This window comes from Pseudomonas sp. NBRC 111132, from assembly GCF_001320565.1.
GTDB classification, from domain to species: domain Bacteria; phylum Pseudomonadota; class Gammaproteobacteria; order Pseudomonadales; family Pseudomonadaceae; genus Aquipseudomonas; species Aquipseudomonas putida_P.
The window spans coordinates 35,031-60,970 of sequence record NZ_BCBI01000008.1; the positions used below are offsets into that span (position 1 = coordinate 35,031).

Here is a 25,940-nt window from a genome sequence, read left to right on the forward strand (position 1 = left end):
ATGAACGGAAAACTTTCAAAATGGGTATAAGCCCCGAAAAATAGGGGTCACACAGATAGCCTCTTGATCAAGCACCCAACAATAGATAAATATTCATTATCTTTAGCCGTGCATCATTAATGTAAAAGCACTGTGCGCCCCTCTCCCCCAACGCTGCCTGGCCCACTCCATGAGCACCCTCGACCTCGACCTGCTTCGTACGTTCGTCGCCATCGCCGACCATTCAAGCTTCGCCGAAGCCGGCCGCAACCTGGGCCGCACCCAGGCCTCGGTCACCCAACACATGCAACGCCTGGAACAACAGGTAGGTGTACCGCTATTGCGCAAGCAAGGCCGCCACAAGTCGCTGACCGACGCTGGCCGTCAGTTGCTGCGCCACGCCCGGCAAATGCTCGCGCTCAATGACGAGGCGCTCGCGGGCCTGCGGCTGGATGGCCCCAGCGGCGTGCTGCGGATCGGCTCGCCCCACGACATCGCCGACACCATCCTGCCGCCACTGCTCAGCCACATCGCCCGCTCGGCGCCCAACCTGCGCCTGGAAATCGACGTTGGCCGCAGCCCGTTCCTGATGGAAGACTTGCAGCGCGGCAAGGTCGACATGGTCATTTCAACCCGCACCGCACCGGGCCTGGAAGGCTTTGCGCTGCGTACCTCGCCGGTGTGGTGGATATGCGCGGCGCAGTATCAGCACCTGCCCAGCGAGCCGTTGCCGCTGGTGCTGGTGGACGAGCCCAGCCTGTACCGCAAACTGGCCCTGGAGGCCCTGGAACGGGCCGGTATCGCCTGGCGCCAGGCGTACCTGGCGTCCAACTTGATCGGCGTCAAGGCAGCGGTGCGCGCCGGCCTGGGCATTACTGCGCGCAGCCAGGAGATGGTCGGCCCCGACATGCGTGTGCTCGGCCAAAGCGACGGCCTGCCGGCGCTACCCGATGTCACCTACCACTTGTGGGTGCGGGCCAACACCGTCAACCCGCTGGTGCGCCAGGCCTACGCGATGGTGCGCGCCAGCGCGGGGCTGTGATGGCTGGCACCCGCGCAGCTACACCGGTAGCTCGGTGGTCAGCTTGATTTTTTCCATCGGTACTTCGGTCTTCACGTTCTGCACCACGCTCAGGCTGGTCAGGTGCTTGATCTGAAAGCGCCGATAGGCTTCCAGGTCAGCCGCCACCACCCGCAACAACAAGTCGCAGTCGCCCGCCATCACATGGCACTCCACCACTTCGGGCAATTGGCGCACGGCCTCGACAAACTCATCGGTGGTGTCCTGGTCCTGACGCTTCAGCCATACGCGCACGAACAGGGTCAGGCCCAGCGCGACCTTGGCCGGGTCCAGCAATGCCACATAACGCTCGATCACCCCAGCCTCCTCCAGCAGCCGCACCCGTCGCAGGCACGGCGAAGCAGACAACCCCACCTGTTTGGCCAGTTCCTGATTCTGCAACCTGCCGTCGCGCTGCAGCGCGCGCAGGATGCGGCGGTCGATGGCATCGAGCTTGATTGGCATTGAACGTTCTCTTTTTTTAAGTATTCGGTAGCAGATGCCAAATGCTCTGCGTATCAGTGCAACTACGCAAGCCAATTTCAGCGATTCATTGGAATAATTTTCCTCCACTGGAGGTGACCATGAATACCCTTGAACCTGTACTGAACGACCCCCCTGCCACCACACCGCAAAGCGAATTGCGCCGGGGCGCCGTTGCCGCCCTGCCGGTGCTGCTGGGCTTCATCCCCTTCGCCCTGGTACTGGGCGCGCAAGCTTCCCAGCACCAGCTGGCAGCCGGCGAAGTGGCGTTGATGACCGGCCTCAACTTCGGTGGCGGCTCGGAGTTCGCCGCCATCGAGCTGTGGACCTCACCGCCGGCAATCCTGGTGATTGTCGCCATGACCTTGCTGGTCAACAGCCGCCACCTGCTGATGGGCGCGACACTGGCGCCGTACCTGCGCCACCTGCCATTACCCAAGGCACTGGGGGCGCTGTTCTTCATGTGTGACGAGAGCTGGGCCATGGGCCTGGCCGATGCGCGCCAGCGCGGTGGCTTCAGCCTGCGCTATTTCATGGGCGTGTCGCTGAGCCTGTGGGCCACCTGGGTCACGTTCACCAGCCTGGGCGCGCAGGCCGGGCCGCTGCTCGGCGACCTTCGCAGCTATGGCTTCGACATGGCCTTCGCGGCAGTCTTCCTGGTACTTCTCAAAGGCATGTGGAAAGGCGTACATGCCGCCGTGCCATGGCTGTTCAGCCTGCTCACCGCAGCGCTGTTCTACCTGCTGATCCCCGGTGGTTGGTACGTGCTTGCGGGTACCGTGGCTGGCCTGGTGAGCGCTTACCTGTGGGCCAAGCCATGATGGACGTTTCGACGCTGGTCACCATCCTGGGCATGGCCGTGGCCACCTACCTGACCCGTGCGCTGGGCTTCTTGCTGCTGCGCAAGCGCACCCTGGGGCCACAGCTGACCCAGGTGCTGAACGCCGCGCCCGGCTGCGTGTTGATTGCCGTGATCGCTCCCAAGTTCGTTTCCGGGCAGCCGGCCGACCTGATTGCGCTGGGGCTCACGGTGTACGCAGCCACACGGTTTTCGCTCTTGCCGGTGGTGGTGTTCGCCATTGTCGTGACCGGGGTGCTGCGGATGCTGTTGCTGGCATGATCCGCCGCTGCACCTACACTCCATTGACCCAAATCAAGCCCTCGCGCCGGGTTCGCGCGACGATGGCTGCACGCAAGGAATGACTCAAGCACCGCCAGGCGCACATTGTTCAAGGTTTGCCTTCGACCACTGTGCGCGGCCTTGGAAAAGGAGCCCCACATGAGCCCGCTGAAACACATACTGGTCGCCACCGACCTGTCCCCCCATGCCCGCAACGCAGCAGAGCGCGCTGCCTACCTGAGCAACACGCAGCAGGCCGCACTGGACCTGCTGTACGTTGCCAACCCGGCCCCCTTCGAGCGCCTCAAGCAACTGGTGGCGCCTGATGACGACCTGTTGAAACGGGTACTGGACAGCGCCGGCGAAAAAACCCGCGCACTGGCCGCCATGTTGTTCCAGCGCTACGACATTTCTGCGGGTGTGCAGGTTGCCAGTGGTTCGGTGATCACGGAAATCACCCGGGTAGTGCAGGACAAACACAGCAACCTGCTGGTGTGCGGAGCCAAGGGCCAGAGCGTGGCGCGGCGCCTGCTGCTGGGCTCGACCGTGCAAAAAATGCTCAACCACATGCCCTGCCCGTTGTTGGTCGTCAAGCCGGCACCTCGTGACGCCTACCGCACCGTGCTGGTTCCCGTCGATTTTTCACCTGTTTCGCTGCGCGCGATCCAACTGGCCAAGGCCATTGCCCCGCAGGCCGAGATCATCCTGCTGCATGCGTACGAAGCCCCGTTCGAAGGCAGCGTGCGCTTCGCCCATATCGACCAGGACACCCTCACCCGCTACCGCAATGTCATCCGCCAGGATGCAGTGGCACAGTTGGCCGCATTGAGCGAAGCTGCCGGCGTAGCCGATGCACGGCAGATCGTGGTGCACGGTGACCCTGGCTGGCGCATTGCCGAGCAGGAACAGGAGCTGGAATGCGACCTGATCGTGGTCGGCAAGCAGGGTACGAGCGCGCTGGAAGAGCTGTTGGTGGGTAGCGTCACCAAGCATGTACTGGACGAATCGCAGTGTGATGTGCTGGTAACGCCTTAGCTCGCCGTATTTTCGCTGACGGAGTAGTGCGCAACGATCTTGCCAGCACAGGATTGAACACGCTGTGCTGGCCTGATCTGTTGCGTCAGCCTTCACCTTCGAATGATTGAAATTGCAACTTCCAACTGTCGTTGATTTTGATCCAGCTCTCGACGAAATTTATCTGCTTGCTCCCTTGCGGCGTGACAATGAATGCCACACCACTGACAGCTGCAAGGTTACCCAGCTCTCGCACTTCGACATTCGACTCCGTTCGTTTGTGCTGAGAAAAAGCTGACGCGTCCTGGCCACGGAGCACAGAAAGTTTATGTAACTGGTTTTTCTTGTACATGAACTTTATGCCGTTCGTCGAGAAGAACCAGTCCGCTTCCAAGTAATCCAACTGCTCGATATTCAGTGTATAAAAAGCGTTGTACCACTCTTTGCGCATCAACGACAAATTTGATGAGATCTTCACAGTATCCTCTTCAGGTCCATTTCTTCCTGAACCCGCTCGCTCCATGCCGCATAGGTTTTTATCGCTTGCTCAACGCCACTGTTGTAAAACGCCGGGCCGCAGACCTCTTCGATGAAATCGAGGAAAAACTCAACCTCAAACTGCCCCAACTGCAACTCAAAGGTATCGGCACAATACGCCTTCAACTTGCCAATCATGAGCGCTCGCGCTTCCGGTGAAAGTGAAATTTCAGGCATCTCGGGTCCTTATATCAGGCAGGTTGAACTTTATATCTCTTCCCTGCATACAGTCTTCGACAATTGCCGCCTCCCACTCATCAATGTCAATATTCGCAAGGCAGGCGTAAAGCACCCCACTCAACCTGGCATTGCCAATAGCATCACTGCCGTGGGCAATGGGTTCGCGCAGTTCCGCCGACGCCTCCAGGCGCTCCAGGACCATCCTGATCAGGTCAATCTTACGGGGCCGTACAACAGGGAAGGAAATGTGCATCGAACGCTCAGTTTCAGTGAACACATTATGCCAATAACCGGCAGGTACATAGATGGCCTGGCCTGGCGTCAAGGTATGGCACAGCATGGGCTCGCCGGCGGGAGGCGTTTGGTCGAAACTCTTGTCATTCAACAGTGGATAGGGACGTGTGGGCGCATAGACTTCCCACCGTTTCACACCTTCGATCTGCACTGCAATTACATCGTGGTTGTCGAAGTGCGCACCAAAACTTGGCGTTGAACTCCAGGCACAATAAAGATTTGCCCCGGACCGGCAACGCAGGTGTGTAGACAAGTAGCTTGCCGCTTGTTGAGCGCGCTCAAAAAATGCCTGGCAGCGATCAATGATCAATGTGCTACCGGTTTGCAAACGCTTCAGAAGGTTGTAACGGTTGATATGCGGCGAGGTCTCACCTGTCACCGTCAGGGTATAGGTTACAAACCCCTTGAAGCCACGCTCGGAGGGGATGCCATCGTTCGCCAGGCGTATTCTGGGGTAATCGAGAATATCCTTCTCAAGCAGGTTGTTGATTTCACCCCAGCCCACCAGCTGGTGGCCCGTGACCGACTCGAATACGAAGGGTTTCTTCTGAAAGGCCGAGCGAATGAAGAAGTCCATTTCAGGTAACGCAAAATCCATGCGGTCCATTAATATTCCCTATATCAGTTTTTCAGCATCTGTGGTGCGGGTGCCTTGCGTCAAGCCGAATCTCGGCGCGCAGTCAAAATGCCTCATGAAATGGCTGTCATGGGTCACAATCAGTACGCGGGAGATCAAGGCCTTTTGTTCAACCAGGCGTTGCAAGCCTGTGACCGACGCCGGGTCAAGGTGGGTGGTGGGCTCGTCCATGACGAGCAACGCGGGCTTCTTCAACAAAGCCAGGATAATGCCAAGCTTCTGTCGCTCGCCCGCTGACAAGTTCTGCCCTTGCTCACCCACCTCATACGCCAGCGGCTTGTCGAATGACAGGGTACTTGCCAGTACGGCGTATGCGTCCAGGTCTACGGGGCCCAGAAAGGTCTCAAGGTTCTCGGCAACCGTACCACCGATAAAGACCATGGTTTGGCTGGTCATGGCGATCCAGTCGGGCGTCAAACCATAACGCTCAGGCTGCCGGGTGACGCCATTGAAACGAATGCACCCGCTGTCAGGGCGGTCAACCCCGGCGATAAGGCGCGCAAGCGTCGTTTTCCCCGTGCCGTTGGTACCCGTCACGAAAGTGGGCAGGCCTGCTTTGCAAGGCACGTTCGCGCTGACGCCTTGCAGGATGGGCCTGCCGCCTTTGCTCTTGCAAAGTTGGTGCAGGGAAATGTCGATACTTGCAGGGTCGGCGGGCTGATCGTGATGCACCGCGGCGGCGTGCATTGCCATACGGCCAAGCGATTCCTCAAGTACGACGAAATCGATGCGCGCCTTGTTAAGTGTGCGCCACAGCACACCGATACGGTTCAAGGGCAGAAATACTTGAAAAAGAAACGTGGCCAGCATGATCAGGCTGCCCATCGTGGCGTAGCCCTGGTTGAATCTGAATGCGGCCCCCGCCAATACCATTGCACTCCCGGTAAATGATACGAGGGTGGTGACAATGCCGAACCTGAAGAATACCTGGCGAACACGCTGCTGCGCTGAGAGGTAGCGGTCTACGGCCACCCCATGCCTATGCTTCAACCTGCCACCTGCATTGAACAGTTTTTCGCAGAGCCCTGCCGCGATCACACTGTGGAGCACGCCATTCAAATACTTTTGCGTGATTGCAACTCGCTTGATCAACGGAAAGCGTGCACTGGTCATCTTGATGACCACCGCCATATAGGTGGCAACCACCAGAGTGAAACTGCCTGCAATCACGCCATCAAAATAGAAGCTGACACAGCCAATGACGAACACGGTTTGAAATAAGATGGGCAACGCCTCACCCCAGATAACCCTGATATAAGCACTGACCGATGACATGGCGGCTTCATAGGTAGCCACCATCTCGCTCCTGTTGAGCTGTTCCAGTTGTTCAAGGTAGATGCGGCCAAGCTTGTCGAGGTACGCCGCCCTGAGCAGCGACTCAACCCTGATGCAGTAGCCGTGTGACAACCACTCCACGAGGGCAAAGCTGCAGGGCATCGCCAGGCGAATGGCCAGGAAGCCCGCGCAGAATGCAACCAGGCCGGCAAGGCTCGCGACTGATTCAGGATGATCGATTGCAAAGCGCATCATCAAACCGAATGACACGAACAGCAGCGAGGCGAGCAATGTCAGGCCAGCGATCCCCACCTGCCTGGCAATACCGGTTTTAAGTGTACGCTTTTCGATTTCGGTCACGGTAGCACTCGTTGTCGTCGATCGCCCACCCAAGGGTGGGCGACCCGTCCATCAATGGTTACGATTGGAATTGCACATGCAACCGGCGCCACAGCCCTTGCCGGAGCAACCGCACACATTGTTGAGCACGACATTGCGATCCAGTATGTACTTGAGAATTTGCTCCTTCGGAAGTTTCAGCATCTCTGCGTTCACCCGCCCTTGCTCGTCGGTTTGCAGGTCGTCCAGCATCAGCGGCTTACGTCGAGCATTGAGGCTTTCGATGCTAAACTTCTGCGCATACTCGCCGTACCACTTGATGACCGTATCGTCGCCCAGCACTTGCTGGGTTTTGCGCAACTGGAAAGCAAAATCCTGTTGTTTCTGCGTTGCAAAGGTCATGTTGTGCTTGGCCAGGTGCTTTATTTCCTCTTTCAGCATGTTCCGCGAGAACGGAAAATGATGAAGAAACCCACCCATGTATTCATTGCAAAACGCATAATAGTGGTCGGTGAACTGAAGAAAGGTATGCCACATTTCATCAATCACTTGAAACTGATAGTAAATGGACACACTGAAACACTCTCGCTGGCACTGCGCAGCCAGCAACAGGAATTTCTTGGTTTCCTCGAAGAGCTCTTCTGCCTCCTCGCGCGTGACATCCCACTCCTTGCAAAACTTCAGTACAACGTCTTCATTTTTATACTGCGATACCGCCTGCGCGTCTGCAACGCGCAGGGGTGTGACGATGGCATCGCTGGTAATTCGTTGCTGTAGCATAAAATATCCTTTTCATGCATTGATATCGCCCTTGCAGTTACCGGGCTTGGTCGTGGGGCGTGCCTGTATTGAAACTTTTCAGCCACCCGCTTCACGCCAGATTTGAACTTAACACTTGCCACTTGCACCCCCGAACTGCGACAGGCTGTCGCACCCTGAAAGCCAAGCCCAGGGCTGCCGTCCGCCATGCCAGGCGCCACTGCCATGCTGCGGTAGATTGTCGCAGCCGCATCACCCCCTTGACCCCGCTAGTGCGCCCGGGACGGGCAACCACCGGCGAAAACTGTCCGGGCCTTTACCACTGAGTGGGCTCCAGGAAAACTCCCAGGGCGGAGGGGGCAAGCAGTTCGTCTGCTCCACTGTGAAGGGGGTTGGCCGCATGCCCGGCTTCCATTCCACCACCACATCCGCCATTGGCTGCCACGCCAGGACCAGGCCACGCGCCTCAGACATGTCGGCAGCTATCCATAAGGCAGCCGCCGCGACCATGAATGCCTCGATGTGCGTCTCGGTTACCTGTGCCTTGTAGGGTGAGCCCAGCAGCCAACGGCAGACGCTGATGTAATAGCTCCAATCCAAGGCCGGGTGATGTCGATAAGCCCAGGTCATGAAGCAGCGGAACAGTTCCAGACCTTCCGGCGGGTCTAGCTTGAGCAAGCCTGGGCACACGTCGAACAACGTGTGCCAGTACGGCAGTAGTCGCGCGTCCAGCTTGACGAACGTACGGGCGTTGCAGGGGTAATCGGGAAACGGCAAGCGAGACTCACTCAAGCGTGCAGCGCGAGCCGGGGGGCAAAAGCGTGAAGTGGCCAAAGGGCGAGACATCATGTGCTCCATGCATCAGATAGCCTTGAACAGGCCCCGCCTTGATTCCTGGCGGGTAGTGTGCGTTTCGGGACCGTTCTGACAGGTAGATAGGGGGGAGCACGCGGATAAAGCGAAAGCCAGCGATGCCGAGGCGCATGGCTGGCGCAGGTCAGTACCGTCATGAGAGGGTTGATCCTTGACCGACGTTGCAGATAGCAGCGCCTGCTACGGGCATGCGCAGCCAGGCATCGTGCTCGATACGCAGGCGCGAGCCCGCATCAGCGCCTAGGCGCCGGCAACGTCAAAAAGGAGAAGCTCGGGGGTTGGCCGTGGGCCAGCAATAGCGTGGAGGCGCCTGGCTGCGCACCTCGCTGCAAAACCGCCTTGGGTTCGCACAGCTGAGCAACCAGGCGCCCCCCAGGAGGAACACCAAGGTAAGGAAGTTCGCCGTACACGTTGGACAGGCGAACAGGTTGCTCCAGTCCGCCGTGGACGATGTGCCGTGTTGCTGGGCCTGTGAGGTGGAGATGTCATTGGCCAGGCTGCAGAAGCCGCCGCCCAAGCCATTGAGCGCCAAGCCCAGTGCCTGCCCGTGACCCAGGCCACAGCAAAGCACGTTGAACAGGACACTGAAATACAATGCCCAGGCAATGAGGGGCCGATTACCGGTGCAGCGATCCATGGCCGGCAACTCTAGCACCCAGGCTCGCGAGTGAGAAAGACAGCATCGCACCACTTCAATGGCTACGTGCGTAAAGGACCGGGAAAAAGCACGTCAATCGCTATATACTTTTATATACACCGATACCCGTAAAGCCAGATGAAGCCGTGATGTGCCTGCAAATCGAAATGCTGAACGAGTCCGACAACGGCGCTGACGCTCTGCTCGGCGCAACCAATCACACCGTGGGAAATGCCGGCATTCGGCGCAGGAATCAGAAGCTGATTCTGCAGGCTGCCAGCGAAGCGTTTGCCACGACCGGCTTCACCGCCACTCATTCGCATGATATTGCCGAACGTGCCGGGGTACCTAAAGCCAACCTCTACTACTACTTTCAATCCAAAGAGAACCTGTACGTGCAGGTGCTGACGAGCTTCGTTGATCCGCTGGTGAGGGCCTCGGCAGCGCTGCGCAAAAGCGACGACCCGATAGTAGGCCTGCGGGCCTATATCAAAGCCCGCATCCGCATCATTCGCGAGCACCCGTTCAGCGCCGCCGTGTTCAGCCAGGAGTTGCTCTCAGGGGGCAAGCATCTGCCAGAGGCATGCAAGAACCTGCTGCACGAGGAAGCCCAGCGCAACGTCGCCTGCCTGCGCAACTGGATCGACCATGGCCGGCTGGCGCCCTGTGATCCTGAGCACCTGATGATCTTCATCTGGTCGTCGACACGCACCTACACCAATCTGGCCTGGCAAATGTCGCAGCTCAGAGGCGTAGCCGAACCTGACAAGGCTGACTTTGACCGCGCCACCCGAACGGTCACCCAAATGGTGTTGGGCGGTATCGTCCCGGCATGACCGGCAACCTGGCAGCAAGCAGGTGCTGCCGTGATGCCAGGTAGAGGCCTGGTCTTGCGCCGACGATGCCGCATCCATAGCAAGGAGAACTGACGTGTCCACGACCGCGATTGCCTGCCAGGATGCTGCCGCTGGGCACCATCGGCCTTTAACTGCGTCATGCGTTGGAAGAGCCCCAAAGCACCTGCAAATCGTGCCCCACGCGATTTCCTCTGGACCAGAAGTGGCTGCGCAGCCTGGTACTGGACGCCGCCCGGAACATTGGTTTGCCGCGCTGAGTGATTTCAGTCGCGCGAAACATTCAAAGCGGCACAGACAACCCGACCTTGACCTTGTCCAGAACGATCAACGTGCGGTAAGTCAGGATGTCTTCGTTATCGGCAAAATGCAGCCTCACCAGCTTTTCGAAATGCGCCACGTCACGGGCAAGCATGACGATGATGAACGACACCCCGCCGTTGACGAAGTAACACTGCTGTATCTCTGCCACATTGGCGAAATAACGCTTGGCGCGGTCCATCACCTGCGAGCGATCGTCCCGCAAGCGTGATTCGACGATGGCCGTGATCATCTGGCCAACACACTCCGAGGCAATGACTGCGGTGTTGGCAGTGACCACTCCGCTCGCCTCCATCTGTGCAATACGCCGCTGTACAGCCGGTGTGGACAGGCCGATTTCCTCGGCAATGGCGCGCTGCGAGGTTTTGTTGTCTTGCTGCAGCAGCCGCAGAATCGCGTGATCGAAGCCGTCCAGCGGACGGTTGGCGCAGTCACTCATTTTCGGGTTCCAAAGAAAGCAGTTCACTCGTCAGAGGCCCATTTTCACAGTAATTGCTTCGCAGGCCGAGCACTAAAATGTCGCCTCGACCGATGCTGGAGCCACGCGTGGACGCAAAAACTGCTGGAACCTTCGCCCCTGTCGGCGCAGCCATCGCCGCGCTGGTCTCGGTGCAAACCGGTGCTGCCTTGGCAAAAACCTTGTTTCCATTGATCGGCCCCGAAGGCGTTGTCGCCCTGCGGCTGGGCTTGTCCGCCGTCATCTTGCTGGCGGTGCTGCGCCCTTGGCGCATCTGGGGCCAGGCCAACATGCTTCATTTGTTGGGTTATGGCGTAATGATGGGGCTGATGAATATTCTGATTTACCGGGCATTCCTCTATATCCCGGTGGGCATCGCGGTGTCCATCGAGGTCATCGGCCCACTGGGCGCGGCCTTGCTGTCTTCCCGGCGGCGGATCGACCTGCTGTGGATTGCCCTGTCGGTCGCCGGGCTTACCTTGCTGCCATGGGGCACGGGCAGTCAGGGCCTCGACCCGCGCGGGGTGATGTACGCGCTCGCGGCTGCATTGGCCTGGGGGCTGTATGTGATGCTTGGCAGCAAAGTGGCGGTTCACGGCAAACAGGCAGTCGGCACCGGGATGTTGTTTGCCGCGCTGCTGGGCGTACCACTTGGTGTCAACCACGCCGGTGCCGAGTTGCTGGCGCCATGGGTGCTTATGGTCGGGTTGGGCGTAGCGCTGCTTTCCAGCACGGTGCCTTTCCTGCTCGACATGTATGCCATGCGGCACTTGCCGCCCAGTATTTTTGGCGTGCTGCTCAGCGCTTCGCCCGCTGCGGGGGCGATAGCAGGCTGGTTGATCCTCGGTGAAGTGCTGGCACTGACCCAGTGGCTGGGCATAACAGCCATTGCCTTGGCCTGCGCAGGGGCGGCACTGGTAGGGCGTGGTCGCTGAGCGCGGGCGCTCTACGCAAGGCCTTTCATCGATGGCGCTGATGATTACTATCGAGCGGCCTGCCTGTCGGCCTGACCAGGCCGTCTCTATAATCGCCTGCAAATCCCCCCGCTCCTGCGCCTGCTACAGGCGACATCCCTCATGGAACCGAACCCCATGCCAAGCAACCGCCAGGCCTCTCGTGGCCTTCCCGAACATAATCAACAGAGTGTCACGCAGCAGTGGCTGGCCATCCTCTCGGTCGCCGTGGGCGCCTTCGCCCTGGTCACCAGTGAGTTCCTCCCGGTGGGGGTACTCAACGATGTCGCCAGCGACCTTGGCATCAGTGCCGGCCTTGCCGGCCTGATGGTGACCCTGCCCGGTATCATGGCCGCGCTGGCCGCGCCTTTGATCTCGGTGGGTGTGGGGGCGCTGGACCGGCGCTACCTGCTGATCGGCCTGACACTGATCATGATCATCGCCAACGCCATCGTGGCCTACGCCGGTGACTTCAACCTGCTGTTGGTCGGCCGCGTGCTGCTGGGTGTCAGTATCGGCGGCTTCTGGGCGACCGCCATCGCCCTCAGCGGGCGGCTGGCACCTGACGGCATGGGCGTAGCCAAGGCCAACTCCATCATCATGGCGGGGGTAACCCTGGCGACGGTAGTGGGCGTACCCGTGGGCACCTGGCTGAGTGGCCTGATGGGCTGGCGCATGACCTTCCTGGTCACCGCCCTGGTCGGCGTACCCGTGCTGCTGGCGCAGGTATTGCTGTTGCCACGGCTGATGCCGGAAAAGGCCATTCGCATCAGCGACCTGCCAGCGCTGTTCGTCAACCCGCAAGCACGGGTCGGCTTGATCGCTGTTTTGCTGATCGGCCTGGCGCACTTTGCGGCGTACACCTATGTTGCACCGTTCTTCAAACAGAATGCCGGCTTCGACGGGCCGACCATCGGCTCGTTGCTATTGCTGTACGGCGCGGCCGGTTTCATGGGCAACATCTTCGCCGGCTTTGCCGCCAACCGCAGCGTGCGACATACCCTGATGCTGGTCGCGCTCATGATCGCAGTCAGTACCGCCCTGTTCCCGCACTTCGCCACCAGCATGACGGGCGCCGCGATGCTGATCGCACTGTGGGGCTTTGCTTTCGGTGCGTTCCCGGCCTGCGCCAATATCTGGATGTTCGTGGTGGCGCCCAAGGATGTCGAACGCGGCATGCCGCTGTTCGTGGCCATGTTCCAGGTGATCATTGCCGTGGGCTCGTTCTTCGGCGGGCAAGTGGTCGACCATATGGGCACCGCAGTGCTGTTGAGCCTGGCCACGGCGCTGGTGGGCTGTGGCTTCGTCACCGTGCTGGTGCTGGGACGCAACGTCAGCAATAGCCTGGCGACGCAGCCAGGCTGAGCTGCTGCACAGGTTCAGAACCACTGCCCGAAGCGGCGGATATAGAGGGCCTTCATGGCCTGGGCGACCACGCAATAGCCCAGCAGGATGGCAACCAGCCAAGGGAAGTACGCCCACGGCAGTGGCACCAGGCCAACCATCGCCCCCACCGGCGAGAACGGGATATAGACACCCAACGCCATCACCAGCCCCGTTGCCAGCACCACTGGCAGCGCGGCGGTGCTCTGGAAGAACGGCACCTTGCGCGTGCGCAGCATATGCACCACCAAGGTCTGTGATAGCAACCCCTCGATGAACCAGCCGGACTGGAACAGTGCCTGCGTCTCGACGCTGTTGGCCGCGAACACGTACCACATCAGGGCAAAGGTGGTGATGTCGAAGATCGACGACGTAGGGCCGATCCACAGCATGAAGCGGCCAATGTTGCGCGCATCCCATTTGCGTGGCTTGCTGAGAAATTCCTTGTCCATGCGGTCCCAAGGCAGCGACAGCTGGGAGAAGTCGTACATCAGGTTCTGCAGCAGCAGGTGAATCGCCAGCATCGGCAGGAATGGGATGAACGCGCTGGCCACCAGCACCGAGAACACGTTGCCGAAGTTGGAGCTGGCAGTCATGCACAGGTACTTCATGATGTTGCCGAAGGTCTCGCGGCCTTTGAGCACACCCTCTTCAAGCACCATCAGGCTCTTTTCCAGCAGAATGATATCGGCCGATTCCTTGGCGATGTCGGTGCCGCTGTCTACCGAGATACCGACGTCGGCATCGCGCAGGGCCGCAGCATCGTTGATGCCGTCGCCAAGAAAACCCACCGTGTGACCATTGGCCTGCAGGGCCTTGAGCACGCGTGATTTCTGCAGCGGGGTGAGCTTGGCGAAGACCGTGCGTTCTTCGACCTGCAGCGTGAGGGTGGTGTCGTCCATGCGCGCGATGTCCTGGCCGAGCAATGGCAGGCCTGGCTCCAGGCCAACTTCACGGCAGACCTTGCACGTCACCACCGGGTTGTCGCCGGTCAGCACTTTGACCCGCACGCCCATGTCCCGCAGAGCGGCAATGGCCGGGCCGGCAGTTTCCTTGGGCGGGTCGAGGAAGGTCAGGAAGCCCTGGATCACCAGATCGCGCTCATCGTCGGCGTGATACTGCGCCTTGCCTTCGGCCGCCGGGATCTGGCGGGTGGCGACCACCAGTACGCGAAAGCCGTCCTGGTTGAAGGCGTCGGCACTGGCCAGCAGCTGTTGGCGGCGGCGCGGATCGAGGTTAATGACACCGTCGCCTTCCTGCACATGGGTGGCGATGGCGAGCATTTCCTCGACCGCCCCTTTGCTTACCAGCAGGTGGTCGCCCAGGGCATCCTTCACCACCACGGACAGGCGACGGCGGATGAAGTCGAACGGCAGCTCGTCGACCTTTGCATAGGCGTAGGGGGCCTGGAACTGGCGGTCCTGCCCTGCGAAATGCAGCACAGCTTGGTCCATCAGGTTGCGAATGCCGCTTTGGTGATGGCTGTTGAGCCAGGCCAGCTCGAGGATGTGCCTGTCGCGCTGGCCGTCAAAGCGCACGTGGTGTTCGAGGATGATACGGTCCTGGGTAAGCGTGCCGGTCTTGTCGGTGCACAGCACGTCCATGGAGCCCAGGTTCTGGATGGCGTTCAGGCGCTTGACCACCACTTTGCGCCGGGCCATGGCCACGGCGCCCTTGGCCAGGTTGGCGCTGACGATCATCGGCAGCATTTCCGGGGTCAGGCCCACGGCCACGGCAAGTGCGAAGAGGAAAGCATCGCCCCAGTCGCCCTTGACCACACCGTTGAGCATGAACACCACCGGGACCATCACCAGCATGAAACGGATCAGCAGGCTGCTGACGCTGTTCACCCCACGGTCGAAAGCGGTCTGGCTGCGCGAGCCGGCAATGGCCTTGGCCAGCGAGCCGAAATAGGTGCGTGGGCCAGTGGCGACCACCACTGCGCGGGCGCGGCCACTGACCACGTTGGTGCCCATGAAGCAGATGTTCGCCAGCTCGAGCAGGTTGTCCTGGCTACCGCTGCCCCCGGTAGCGGACTTCTGCGCGACATGGCCAAGGGTGTCGTACTTCTCGACCGGCAGCGCTTCACCAGTGAGCACCGCCTGGCTGATGAACAGGTCACGTGATTCGAGCAGGCGAATGTCAGCGGGGATCATGTCGCCTGCGCAAAGCTGCACGATATCGCCGGCCACCAGTTCGTCCATGGGCACTTCGCGCAGACGCGGGGCCTGCCCGACCTGCTCGCGGCGCAGCACGGTGGCAGTGGTGCGCACCATGGCCTTGAGCGCATCGGCGGCCTTGGTCGAGCGGTACTCCTGCCAGAAGCGCAGCACGCTGCTGAGGCTGACCATGGTCATGATGATGATGACCTTGGTCAGGTCGGCATCATCCGTTTGGCCTGCGCGAAGCGGCAGCCAGTAGTCGGTGACGAAGCTGATCCCGGCCAGGGTCAGCAGTACATAGATGAACGGGTTGTGCAGGGCCCTGAGCAATTGCACCAGGGCATGCGGTTGCGGGTCGTGGGCGACCTGGTTGGCCCCGTCGCGCTCCAGGCGCTTGGCGGCTTCGTGCTCGGTCAGGCCCTGCTCGCAGGCATCGAGGTTGGCGAGGGTGACAGCCAGGCCATTGCGCGCTTCACGGGCGGCACGCGTGGACAAGCGGGTTTCGCGTTCGGTCTTGGCCGATGAGGTGTCGCGGTGTTTGACAGTCATGTTGCTGTGCTCCTGCCGCTGCGGCGGCACGACACACAGACGTTTCACTCAGGCGGTGAACGAAGGCATGTCGGGTCGCAGATGAATACGGGTTCTTTCCGACAGAAATCTGTCCGCTGCCGAGGGTCGGAAGTTGTTTCGGCAGCGAACTTTCTACTCGCGCAATCCATGGTTTTATTCCTTTGTCATAAACAACAGGCCATACGCCCCCGCAAACTTTTCATTTAAAAAGTTCGAGCACAACGATACCGTTTGATATCTTTTATTCAGTGAGAAGTTTTGGGGGTTCCGGCGTGCTAACGCGCCAGCGCCCCGCATCTACTTGGGGGGTTCTGGCTGTCATCAGGGTACCCGTGCAGGCGGCGCGGCCAGGCACAGGCCTGCTGCGCCGCAAAGCAGGCGAGCAGGCGATATGAAACGAATGAAGTGAGGTTCATGAGCTTGCCTCCAACCGGCGGACACCGGCGGCGGCAAGCTACGGCGGAGCATCAGGCTCTGGCGCGGCTTGCCCGACCGAGGCGTCGGGACCGGTGTTCCGGTTCAAGTGCCTGACCTGGCCGTACGGCGGTGGTCAGGCAGCGACTAGATACTGTGTCCATTGAATTCTTCAGTGATTGAAAGTAAGGCCCTTGCCCAGGGCCGGTCGAACTTTATTCAAGCGTAGTATCGAAGTCAACCAGCAAGCAGAACTTTAAATAAGTTTCACCTTGTTTTAATGTTACTTGCTGGCGTGGCCGCCATCACTCAAACCTTGAACCGCCCCACCAACGCCGTCATCTCCCCCACCAGGCCCGCTAGCGCCTTGCTCGCCTCGCTGGTCTGCTGCGCGCCCGCCGCTGAATGGTGCGACAGCTCGCGGATGTTCAGCAGGTTGCGATCTACCTCCCGCGCCACTTGGGCCTGCTCCTCGGCCGCACTGGCAATGACCAGGTTGCGCTCGTTGATTTCGCCGATCGCACTGTAGATGCCCTCCAGCACCTGCCCCGAGGCCAGGGTCACCTCCAGTGTCGATTGCGCCCGGTTGGTGCTGGCCTGCATCGAAGCCACCGCCGCCTCGGTGCCAGCTTGCACGCGGGCGATCATCTGCTCGATTTCCTGGGTCGATTGTTGCGTGCGGTAGGCCAGCGTGCGCACCTCGTCTGCCACCACCGCAAAGCCGCGCCCGGCCTCACCGGCGCGGGCGGCTTCGATGGCAGCATTGAGCGCCAGCAGGTTGGTTTGCTCGGACACCGAGCGAATCACTTCCAGTACCTTGCCGATATCCCGCACCTGCCCGACCAACTGTTCCAGATGCGCACTGCTGGTCTGGATCTCGCGGGTCATGGCTTCGGTGCCGTCGATGTTGTCACCGACTTGCCGGCGACTTTGCGCAGCCAGCTGGTTGGACTCGCTGGTGGTTTGCGAGGTGGTGATGGCGTTGCGCGCAACCTCCTCCACGGCCGTGGTCATTTCGGTCACGGCGGTAGCGGCCTGCTCCAGCTCCTGCCCCTGCTGGCGCAGGTTGTTGGCGCTTTGCTCGGTGACCGCATTCAACGCCGTGGCGGCGGCATCCAACTGCTGGGCACAGTGATTGATCTGCCCAAGGGTGTCGCGTTGGCTCTGCTGCATGCGCTGCAGCTCATGGAACAGCTGGCCGATCTCGTTGTTGCCCTGCCCTTGCACCGGTACGCTCAGGTCGCCACCGGCAATGCGCTGGAAATGCCGACCGGCTTCACGCAGCGGGAGCAGCACACGCTGGGCAATGAAAGCCCAGCACAGTGCCGCCAGCAGCAAAGTCACACCCAGCAGGCACAGGCTCAGAAACTGCGCACGGGCCAGACGCCGGTCGGACTCCTGCATGATCTGCTGACCACGTTCGCTCAGTGCGCCCACCAACTGTTGGCGTAGCGCTTGCAGCCGGCCCATGGCATTGCCGGCATCGCTGTTGACCTTGAAGTACTGCTCCAGCGAACGCTGACGGGTCGCCTCTCGCTGCCCGGCAACCGCCTTGGCGTATTCGGCAAAGGTAGCCTGCAGCTCGAGTGCCAACGTGCGAAGGGCTGGCTCACGGGCGTTTTCGACAAACGCGCCGACCAGCGCCTGGCTCTTGTCGTTCAGCTCCACCGACAATGCCATGCGCTTGCCAGCACTCTCGTCATGGCCACCCAACTGCTCGATGAAGCCCGAGGACACATTGGCGCTGGAACGAATCGCCATCAACAACGCATTGTTCAACCGGTCCGACTGGTGCGCCGTCTGGTCCAGCTCGGTGATCTGCTGGTCGCTGCCCACTGCTGCCCACCAGGCACTGACGGTGGAAAACAGCAGGGTCAGGCTGAACAGCGACAACACCCAGAACATTCCGGTGCGGATCTTCAGGTTGGCAAGCATGCGGGCAGTACTCCTTGTTGGCACCACTTCTGGTCGATGATTCGACGGTGGGTGTGCTGCTATCGGAGTAGCTGGCGCAGGCTTGAGGCACCGGGATGCGGTTATGGGCGGTAACCGAACAGATTGCGCCGAGGCCAGCCTCAGCGACCGAGAAAGTCGACCACCGCCTCAGTGAAGGCCTGGGGTTGATCCAGCATGACAAAGTGGAAGCTGCCATCGATTCGCTTGAAGCTGATGCCCTGCGTGCCGGCATAGGCATTGGCGAAGGTTGCATCGACGCTGGAGGCAGGTACGCCATACATAGGGTCATAGGCGTATACGACCTCTATCGGCGCCTGGATAGCGCCAAGCTCCGGGCGCAGGTCGGTGGTCATCAGTTCATGGGTGGCATCGGCTACGGCCTTGCGGTCCGAGTGCAGCGCCGCCGCAATGAGTGCAGGCCGTGCCGCTGCGGTCTTGACCAACCGGTCGATGGCCGTGCGCTGCATCGCTTCGGCCTGCGCTGCAGGGGCCGCCAACATCGCATCGCGGAATGCGGCAGCCTGCGGTGCGGCCGTTTCGGCGGTTGCCCTGGGGTCGATCAGCAACGTGTAGAACGGCAGCGCATCGACGACCATCAGCCGGCCTACCTGCTCAGGATGGCGTGCACCCAGCATCAGCGCGACCTCACCGCCCAGTGAATGGCCAATGATGGCCGGCGTCTCAAGGTGCTGGCGGCGGATGTAGTCGGCTACCGCCTCGGCCACCGGAGCGGCCACGCGCCCGTCCACAGCGGGCACCGTTGGCGAGCCGGCAAAACCTGCGACCTGCACCAGGTGCAAGCGGTGCTGCTGGCGCAGCGTGCTGGCGAGCCCCGCCCATACCTCACGCGATGAGGCCAGCCCCGGGATCAGGATAACGTCCGGCCCAGCGCCTTCGACCTGCACTGAAATACGTTCGCTTAGCGCGGTCTCTGGCTGGCCGGGCGCGGCCAATGCCGAAGACAGCGACAGGCTGGCCCCGATTGCCGCCAGCAGGGTACGTACACGCATGTCAGCCACTCCTTTGACTTCGACTGAGAAAAGCCCACCACTATAAGACGCGCGGCAAGCCATGGGAAAACTATCGTTTGCAACCCGGTGTGCTGCACCGTTAAAGTCGGGGCCTGGGCGCTGGCTGCGCCTGCGGTCCGCGCGAAGGGGTTGCCCGAGCCATGCGTCAACACATTCCCATACCAGCTCCCGGCTTGTCGGCGGACCGAGCCCCAAAGGAGTTGGCATGCCCGCCATCAATGCATCCCGTCAGCACGGTCTGCTCGACCTGCCCGCCTTGCGCAAACGCGCCAAGCGCTTGCTGAACGCCCTGAACAATCACCAGGCCGAAGACGCCCGCGAGCAATTGCGTACGCTCGGCCTGCCCGGCCCCGACTACCGGCTTGCCGATACCCAATGGCTGGTGGCCCGCGAGGCCGGCTTTGCCAGCTGGCCAAAGCTCAAGGCACATGCCGACGCCGTGGCCTTTGCCGCACGCCACCCCGGTTTTGCCGCCGATGACGAAGCCACCGTGCAGCACTGGCGCTGCGGCAACGACATCGCCCACAGCCTGCGCACCGCCGGGTTTGCCGGTGCATTCCAGATGTTCGACGACCCCATGGTCATGGGCCCGGTACCGGCGTTGCCCGAGGAACGGTACTGGCGGGTGCGTGGAGACTACGTGCAGCAGGCGTTCAACCTGCGGGCGGAGGACGTTGAACAGCGCCAGGCCGCACAGCGAGCGGCGCTGGCCGGCCTGAGCACAGACAGCAAGCTGGTACTGTGGTGCGAGGCCGACGCTTACGACCAGCTGTTCCTGATTCGCGTGCTCGCCAGCCTCCCCGGCCTGCCACGCCGGCTGGAACTGATCGAAGCTGACCAAGTGCCCGGTGTCGAGCGCTTCATCGGCATCGGGCAACTGGCGCCTGACCTGCTGGCCTGGCTGTGGCCACAACGACGTGCACTGGGTGAAGATGCCCTGGCCCTGGCACGCCAGGCATGGGCGGCTTATACCGCGCCGGCGCCACAGGCCTGGGCGGCGCTCGCCGGCCAGCAGCACACGGCTTTGCCTTTGCTGGGCCGGGCACTGGCGCGCCAGCTACAGGAGCTACCGGGAGCGAATGATGGTTTGAGCCTTACCGAACGCCTGTTGTTAGGCGTGCTGGCCTCTCGTGGCGAGCTACCGGCTGGCCGCGTGTTTGGCCAGTTGATGATGCAGGACGATCCGCTGCCTTACCTGGGTGACCTGATGTTCCATGTGCTGCTGCAACCGTTGATCCATGCGCCACAGCCGCTGCTGCTGGAGGGCCCTGGAGAAGCCTGGGCACAACGGCCATTGCGGCTGACCGCGCTTGCCGAGCAAGTGCTTGCAGGAAAAGCGCACTGGCTTGATCACAACCCCGCGCAGCGCTGGGTTGGCGGGGTACTGATCAATGCGGCAGACAGGCCTTGGGTAGTCAGCGAGCAGGGCGAAGTCTGGCAGCGCACCTAGACCGGTGGGAGCGGCCTCGTGTCGCGTCTACACAAACCGCGCCTTGCCAATCGCTTTCGCTGCGTCCGCCAGGCGTTGGGTAGCCAACCGGATCTCACCCACATCCAGCGAAGCGAACCCCAGGCGCAACGCATTTTCGGCATGGCCAAACGGCGAAAACTGCCGCCCACTGCGCACCACCAGGTCCAGCTCCAGCGCGTTGTCGACCAGCTGATCCACGTTGATCGCATCGGCGAACTTCACCCACAGCGCCAACCCACCTTCGGGTTCCTGTACGGTGATCTGTTCGCCGAACGCGCCATGCAAACACGCCAGCAAGGTTTCGCGGCGCCGACGGTACTCGCGGTTGACCCGGCGCAAGTGTTTCTTCAGTTCGCCATCATTGATCAAGTCCGCCAGCATCCGCTGCATCACCGCATCGCCCTGCCCCAGGGTAAGCGTGGCCCTGCGCTCCAGCACGGCTGTTACCTCCACCGGTGCGACGATGTAGCTGCAACGGAACGTGCTGCCCAGGGGTTTGGACAGTGTGCCGATGTAAATCACATGGCGCTGCTGGCGGTCGCTGGCCAAAGGCAGGTAAGGCCGCCCAGAAAAGTGGTATTCGTAGTCGTAGTCTTCCTCGACCACGCAGAAGTCATGCTGTCGCGCCAGCTCCAGCAACTGCTGCCGGCGCCCGGCGGGCAGGCTGACCGTGGTCGGGAACTGGTGATGGGGCGTTATGTACATCATTCGCACCTTGTGCTGCCGGCACAGGGCATCGATCTGATCGACACGGCAACCCTCATGGTCCAGGTCCACGGTTACCAGCCGGGCACCCAGCTGACGGAAAATCTCCCACGCCGGGGGATAGCTCAGGCGCTCGACCAGCACAACGTCACCTGGCTTGAGCAACACGCTGGTTACTAGCGACAGCGACATCTGCACCCCCTGGGTCAGGCAGATATGCTCGGCGCCAACGTTCAGGCTGCGATTGTGCCGCAGCATGTCGGCCAGGGCGGCGCGCAGGTAAAGGCTGCTGCAATCGCTGCCGTGGCGCACGCTGTTGCTGGTGAAGCTGCTGCGCAAGGCATTGCGGTAATAGCGGTGCAAAACAGCCTGCGGCAGCAGCCGGTGATCACAGGCGCCGTTGTCGAAAAACAAGGCCCCTGGCCGCCCCTGCTGCGCCGCAGCCTGCTCGTTCGCCTTGAAGTAGGCAACGGCGGGCTCCACGGGCAGCGCCAGGGCAAACGGCCTGGCGGCACTCGGCGCGACCAGTGTGCCAGGCGCCAACTGCTGGCTGACGAAGGTGCCCCGACGCTGCACGCTTTGCAGCCAGCCTTTGGTTTCGGCTTCCTCGTAGGCCAGGATCACTGTCTTGCGGTTGACGTTCAGCAACTGCGCCATCTCCCGCGTGCCCGGCAACGGCGTGCCAGGGCGCAGGCGGCCCTCGCTGATCGCGGCCACCAGCCCCTCGACGATCTGCCGGTACGAAGCCTGCGCCCCATCGAGCTTGAGCAGTGGCTGCCATTTACGAAGCTGGACCATATGAATTATCCAAAACTGGAGGTTCTGCTGGTCCTGGACTATAGCAACAATCGAACCTCCAATTGCCCCGAGGTGTTCATGCAAAGCCGTCACGTCATCGAATTGTCGCCCTCGGGCAAAACCTTCGACGCCAGCCACGAACTGCTGCTCGATGCCATGCTCGCCAGCGGGCTGCCGGTACCGTTCTCGTGCCGCCGCGGCGCCTGCGGCTCGTGCAAGGTCAAGGTAGTGTCGGGGCAGTATCAGGATAAACAGCGGGATGCGGATACACCGGCCCCCTCCTATCCCTTGGCTCCAGACGAAATGCTGTTGTGCCAGAGCCATGCCTGCAGCGACATGCGCCTGGAAATTCCGGGCTGGTCGCTGGACACCCCAACCCTGGAAACCCACGCTCAGGTTGTTGGCCAGCGCGCGCTAAGCAACGATATCGTCGAACTGGTGCTGCAGCCTGCTCAGCCGCTGGACGTCCGGGCCGGCCAGTACGTGCGGTTCCGGCTGGACAACGGCGACAGCCGCTGTTTCTCCATTGCCAACCTGCCTGCCCAGCAGCAAGGGCAGTTGGTGTTTCACATCCGCAAGGTCAGCGGTGGCCTGTTCACCGAAGGTCTGCTGCCCACCCTGCAAGCAGGTGCTTCGGTAAAGCTCGAAGGCCCGCTGGGCGCCTGTACTTGGCAGCACGATGAGCAACGCCCGCTGGTGCTGTTGGCCACCGGCACAGGCTACGCCGGCATCAAGCCCTTGTTGCTGACTGCCCTGGCTCGCGACGCCGAGGTGGCCCTGTACTGGGGTGGCTCATCGACGGCCGATTTCTACGACCACGCGTTTCTCGACCAGGCCAGTGGGGCGCACCCACACTTTCGCTGGTACCCGGTACTCGCGGGCCAGGCACGCATCCAGCAGGTCGCGCTCGGCCAGCCCCACCACTGGGAAGAAACCCAGGTCTATGCCTGCGGCAATCCCGCGATGATCAGCCAGGCGCGCGAACAATGCGTTGCGGCGGGCGTGCTACCCCATCGCTTTGTCGCCGAGGCCTTTGTCGCCAGCGGCGCGGCGGCCACCCAGGCCTCAGCAGCCAGCACGCTGCACCCTGAACTGGAAAAGGTCGGCCCACGCTACTCGCTGGACGGCATGCTCGCGGCCCGCGAGCAGTCGGTACGGTCCGTGGCCGCTATTGCCAGCCAACTGCAAGTCGGCATGACCACCGCCCAGGCGCTGGAGATGGCCGCGCAAACCCTGCAGGCAATGGGCGCGTCGCACACCTGGCACCCCACCTACATCCGTTTTGGCGACGATACCGTACGCACACCCCGGCAAGGCATTGATCTGCAGCGCGTATTACGTAGCACAGACATTGTCGTGGTCGACGTGGGCCCGGTGTGGGATGGCTATGAGGGCGACTATGGCGACACCTTCGTGTTTGGCCAGCACCCACTGCACCACGCCTGCGTGAAGGCACTGCATGAAGTGTTCGACGAAACCCGCCAGGCCTGGGGGCGTGGGCTGACCGGTCGCGAGCTTTATGACTTCGCAGAGCGCAGTGCCCAGGCCAAAGGCTGGCAGCTGGAGCGCAACCTGGCCGGGCACCGCATCGCAGACTTCCCGCATGTGTTGTATGGCCAGGACAAGCTGGCCGAGGTGGGAATCGTGCCCAGCGAAGTGGTGTGGGTATTGGAGATTCAGTTGTGCCACCCTACCGAGCCGGTCGGGGCATTCTTTGAAGATATCCTGATTGGCGACGCCAGGTCGGCCGTGGCTACGGCTGCTTGATACCACCGTCAGCAAGCAAGGTGCGCGTCAATCAGGCGCGCGACCACTTCGGCAGGCTATGAGCGGCATCGCCGAACACCTCAAGGCAGGCGTACGAGGTGCTGCCTGAGACGCGCGAAATGTAGTGCCCAGGCATGCAAAAAAACTTGATTCAAGCGATGATGAGGCAAAACGCCACCACCCATAAGGACATACCCCGTGGACGCCTCGTCAACCATTCGCAGCATGCTGGCCAACAACCGCATCGTGGTGCCTGCCTATCAACGCGCCTATGCCTGGGATACGCCAGTTGAAGGTTCGACCCGCGCCAGCCAGACACAGGTGTTTCTTTCCGACCTGGAAGCCTACCGCAACAGCCACTCCCGCAGCCCTTATTACTTCGGCCATTTCCTGTTCGAACAGACGCAGGGAGAGTATCGGGTCATCGACGGCCAGCAGCGCCTGACCACGATCACGCTGTTTTTGGCGGCACTGTTCGCGTGCTTGCAAGCCAAACGCGCCCTGACCGAAGATGAGCAGGACTGCTACAAGGACATGATCAGACGGGACAGTCAGATCCGCTTGAAGACGGTCGAATACGACAACCAGATCTTTGTCGATTATGTAATCAACCAATCCAGAACTGTCGCTCCTGCTTCGCTCACCACATCTGCCCAGCGACTCATCAATGGGTTCGACTTCTTCAAAAAGAAGCTGGGGGCTCAGCCTGAAGCGTACCTGACGGACATGCTGCGGATAGTGTCCCAGGCTTCGTGCAGTACGCACCCGGTGCGGGACGAGGCAGAAGCCATTCAGATGTTCATCTTCCAGAACAACCGCGGCAAGCGCCCGTCCAACCTTGAGGTGGTGAAGGCGCAGTTCATGTATGCCATCCACCTTCATGGCGAAGATCAGCAAGCGAAAGACAGCCTGATCGAAGAGGTCCAGCAGCGCTTCGAGACCATCTACAAGTCGATCTCAGCCATTGAATACCGCATCAACGAAGACGACGTGCTGCAGTACACCTTGCGCGTCCATTTCAATACCCTGTGGGAGAGTGGCGCGCTGGAGCGGATTGAGAAAATGCTCGCAGCTGAGGCGCCTCTTGAGTTTGTGCGAGACTTTACCTGCTCGCTGGCCATCAGTTTCGAGCATTTGTCAGAGTTCTTCGGCGATGACGAGCGAAGCAGTTTTCCGATTCACTCACTGGTGAGCTTGGGCGGGATCGCGATTGCATTGCCCTTTATTCTCAAGGCCTATCGTTTTGGCCTTCCCCTGCCGGACAGGAACGCGCTGTGCGTCGCTTTTGAAAGCTTGATCATCCGTCATCGCCTGATTGGTACCCGTGCGGATATCACGTCACGCATCAATGATGTCTACGAGGCCTTTACCAGCGACGCGCCGGCGATAGCCCCTATCCTCGCGCGCATCGAGTACCTCAAGACCGTAACCAGCGGCTGGTGGGCTTTTTGGAACAATGAAAGGCTGACAGAGGCTTTAGAATGGAATATCCGGCATTCCATCGCCAGGCATTTGCTCTGGAAGTATGAAGTCCACCTGGAAGGACAAGGCCAGCGCGGTTACGCGCCACGGCGCAGCAACGACACCGAGCGTCCAGAGCTGGAGCATATCGCGCCCAGCACCGAGCCCGCCGCTCGCCCACATGGTTACGGTACCTACGACGAAACGTTCAAGGGCGAATATCTGAACTGCCTCGGCAATTACTTGCTGCTGTCCAAACCCCACAACTGTGCAGTGGGGAACATCCCATTCAGCGAAAAGCTGGCGACCTATAAGCACACCTTCCAGCAGCGGGAAATCGCTACGTTCGTCAGCGCCGGCGGCCTGTGGGACCGAGATGCAATCCAGGTTCGGCACGATAAAATCGTCGCCGCACTGATGGCTGAGCTTTAAGTAACCGATAGACACCAC

Annotated in this window: 23 protein-coding genes; 10 read left to right on the forward strand and 13 right to left on the reverse strand. The window is 61.0% G+C overall.

All coding sequences use genetic code 11. From position 1 onward, the window contains the following. The first annotated feature begins 169 nt into the window (after nt 1-169). Nucleotides 170-1,021, forward strand: a complete 852-nt coding sequence (locus APH35_RS05765) for a LysR substrate-binding domain-containing protein (protein ID WP_012272788.1) — start codon at nt 170-172, stop codon at nt 1,019-1,021. 18 nt (nt 1,022-1,039) lie between these two features. On the opposite strand, the gene APH35_RS05770 is transcribed toward APH35_RS05765, so the two are convergent. Continuing rightward, nucleotides 1,040-1,504: an Lrp/AsnC family transcriptional regulator gene (locus APH35_RS05770; RefSeq protein ID WP_012272789.1), complete on the reverse strand. Its 465-nt coding sequence runs from the start codon at nt 1,502-1,504 to the stop codon at nt 1,040-1,042. A 119-nt stretch (nt 1,505-1,623) separates the two neighbouring features. On the opposite strand from APH35_RS05770, the gene APH35_RS05775 reads away from it, so the two are divergent. The 3 genes from APH35_RS05775 (at nt 1,624) to APH35_RS05785 (ending at nt 3,677) form a co-directional block, all read left to right on the forward strand. Continuing rightward, entirely contained in the window at nt 1,624-2,343 is a 720-nt protein-coding gene (locus APH35_RS05775; RefSeq protein ID WP_012272790.1) for an AzlC family ABC transporter permease, read from the forward strand. Further along, entirely contained in the window at nt 2,340-2,642 is a 303-nt protein-coding gene (locus APH35_RS05780; protein WP_012272791.1) for an AzlD family protein, read from the forward strand. The genes APH35_RS05775 and APH35_RS05780 overlap by 4 nt, the downstream gene beginning before the upstream one ends. A 159-nt stretch (nt 2,643-2,801) precedes the next feature. Next, entirely contained in the window at nt 2,802-3,677 is an 876-nt protein-coding gene (locus tag APH35_RS05785; RefSeq protein ID WP_060493501.1) for a universal stress protein, read from the forward strand. 85 nt (nt 3,678-3,762) lie between these two features. On the opposite strand, the gene APH35_RS05790 is transcribed toward APH35_RS05785, so the two are convergent. The 7 genes from APH35_RS05790 to APH35_RS28150 all read right to left on the reverse strand — a co-directional run bounded on the left by APH35_RS05790 (nt 3,763) and on the right by APH35_RS28150 (nt 9,187). Next, a complete protein-coding gene (locus tag APH35_RS05790) occupies nt 3,763-4,134 on the reverse strand; it encodes a DUF4440 domain-containing protein (protein ID WP_081336931.1) in 372 nt (123 codons plus the stop codon). Further along, nucleotides 4,131-4,370 carry a DUF2164 domain-containing protein gene (locus APH35_RS05795; RefSeq protein ID WP_012272794.1) on the reverse strand — a complete coding sequence of 80 codons (240 nt, stop codon included), beginning with the start codon at nt 4,368-4,370 and terminating at the stop codon, nt 4,131-4,133. The genes APH35_RS05790 and APH35_RS05795 overlap by 4 nt, the downstream gene beginning before the upstream one ends. Then, nucleotides 4,363-5,274 (reverse strand): JmjC domain-containing protein, encoded by a 912-nt coding sequence (locus APH35_RS05800; RefSeq protein ID WP_060514386.1) that lies wholly within the window; start codon nt 5,272-5,274, stop codon nt 4,363-4,365. Before APH35_RS05800 ends, APH35_RS05795 begins: the two co-directional genes overlap by 8 nt. Before the next feature lie 9 nt (nt 5,275-5,283). Then, nucleotides 5,284-6,939 (reverse strand): ATP-binding cassette domain-containing protein, encoded by a 1,656-nt coding sequence (locus APH35_RS05805; RefSeq protein ID WP_060514387.1) that lies wholly within the window; start codon nt 6,937-6,939, stop codon nt 5,284-5,286. A 51-nt stretch (nt 6,940-6,990) separates the two neighbouring features. Continuing rightward, the gene (locus tag APH35_RS05810; RefSeq protein WP_012272797.1) at nt 6,991-7,698 is read right to left on the reverse strand and encodes a hypothetical protein; all 708 of its coding nucleotides are present in this window, start codon (nt 7,696-7,698) and stop codon (nt 6,991-6,993) included. A 231-nt stretch (nt 7,699-7,929) separates the two neighbouring features. Next, nucleotides 7,930-8,523 carry a putative natural product biosynthesis protein gene (locus tag APH35_RS05815; protein ID WP_012272798.1) on the reverse strand — a complete coding sequence of 198 codons (594 nt, stop codon included), beginning with the start codon at nt 8,521-8,523 and terminating at the stop codon, nt 7,930-7,932. Nucleotides 8,524-8,806: 283 nt separating this feature from the next. Then, nucleotides 8,807-9,187, reverse strand: a complete 381-nt coding sequence (locus APH35_RS28150; protein ID WP_177335352.1) for a DUF2946 family protein — start codon at nt 9,185-9,187, stop codon at nt 8,807-8,809. 149 nt (nt 9,188-9,336) lie between these two features. On the opposite strand from APH35_RS28150, the gene APH35_RS05820 reads away from it, so the two are divergent. Further along, nucleotides 9,337-10,023, forward strand: a complete 687-nt coding sequence (locus APH35_RS05820; protein ID WP_082425708.1) for a TetR/AcrR family transcriptional regulator — start codon at nt 9,337-9,339, stop codon at nt 10,021-10,023. 301 nt (nt 10,024-10,324) lie between these two features. Here APH35_RS05820 and APH35_RS05825 read toward each other — a convergent pair whose 3' ends face one another. Then, nucleotides 10,325-10,801 carry an Lrp/AsnC family transcriptional regulator gene (locus APH35_RS05825; RefSeq protein WP_060514388.1) on the reverse strand — a complete coding sequence of 159 codons (477 nt, stop codon included), beginning with the start codon at nt 10,799-10,801 and terminating at the stop codon, nt 10,325-10,327. A gap of 107 nt (nt 10,802-10,908) precedes the next feature. Here APH35_RS05825 and APH35_RS05830 point away from each other — a divergent pair, with 107 nt between their 5' ends. Both APH35_RS05830 and APH35_RS05835 read left to right on the forward strand, forming a co-directional pair. Further along, nucleotides 10,909-11,754: an EamA family transporter gene (locus tag APH35_RS05830; protein WP_012272802.1), complete on the forward strand. Its 846-nt coding sequence runs from the start codon at nt 10,909-10,911 to the stop codon at nt 11,752-11,754. 156 nt (nt 11,755-11,910) lie between these two features. Next, entirely contained in the window at nt 11,911-13,137 is a 1,227-nt protein-coding gene (locus tag APH35_RS05835) for an MFS transporter (protein WP_060514422.1), read from the forward strand. Between the two features lie 14 nt (nt 13,138-13,151). Here the strand turns inward: APH35_RS05835 and mgtA are convergent, their stop codons facing one another. The 3 genes from mgtA to APH35_RS05850 form a co-directional block, all read right to left on the reverse strand. After that, nucleotides 13,152-15,866, reverse strand: coding sequence for a magnesium-translocating P-type ATPase (gene mgtA / locus APH35_RS05840; RefSeq protein ID WP_060514389.1), 2,715 nt, complete (start codon nt 15,864-15,866; stop codon nt 13,152-13,154). A 744-nt stretch (nt 15,867-16,610) separates the two neighbouring features. Then, the gene (locus tag APH35_RS05845) at nt 16,611-18,236 is read right to left on the reverse strand and encodes a methyl-accepting chemotaxis protein (RefSeq protein ID WP_060514390.1); all 1,626 of its coding nucleotides are present in this window, start codon (nt 18,234-18,236) and stop codon (nt 16,611-16,613) included. 140 nt (nt 18,237-18,376) lie between these two features. Further along, complete coding sequence (locus tag APH35_RS05850; protein WP_060494555.1) at nt 18,377-19,267, reverse strand: alpha/beta fold hydrolase; 891 nt, start codon at nt 19,265-19,267, stop codon at nt 18,377-18,379. A gap of 226 nt (nt 19,268-19,493) precedes the next feature. Here APH35_RS05850 and APH35_RS05855 point away from each other — a divergent pair, with 226 nt between their 5' ends. Continuing rightward, the gene (locus APH35_RS05855; RefSeq protein ID WP_060514391.1) at nt 19,494-20,738 is read left to right on the forward strand and encodes a DUF1835 domain-containing protein; all 1,245 of its coding nucleotides are present in this window, start codon (nt 19,494-19,496) and stop codon (nt 20,736-20,738) included. A gap of 27 nt (nt 20,739-20,765) precedes the next feature. Here the strand turns inward: APH35_RS05855 and pdxR are convergent, their stop codons facing one another. Continuing rightward, nucleotides 20,766-22,262: a MocR-like pyridoxine biosynthesis transcription factor PdxR gene (pdxR, locus tag APH35_RS05860; RefSeq protein ID WP_060494553.1), complete on the reverse strand. Its 1,497-nt coding sequence runs from the start codon at nt 22,260-22,262 to the stop codon at nt 20,766-20,768. On the opposite strand from pdxR, the gene APH35_RS05865 reads away from it, so the two are divergent. Then, nucleotides 22,263-24,029 carry an NAD(P)H dependent flavin oxidoreductase family protein gene (locus APH35_RS05865; protein WP_060514392.1) on the forward strand — a complete coding sequence of 589 codons (1,767 nt, stop codon included), beginning with the start codon at nt 22,263-22,265 and terminating at the stop codon, nt 24,027-24,029. It begins immediately after the preceding gene. A gap of 198 nt (nt 24,030-24,227) precedes the next feature. Further along, nucleotides 24,228-25,922 carry a DUF262 domain-containing protein gene (locus APH35_RS05870; protein ID WP_060514393.1) on the forward strand — a complete coding sequence of 565 codons (1,695 nt, stop codon included), beginning with the start codon at nt 24,228-24,230 and terminating at the stop codon, nt 25,920-25,922. Nucleotides 25,923-25,940 lie beyond the last annotated feature (18 nt).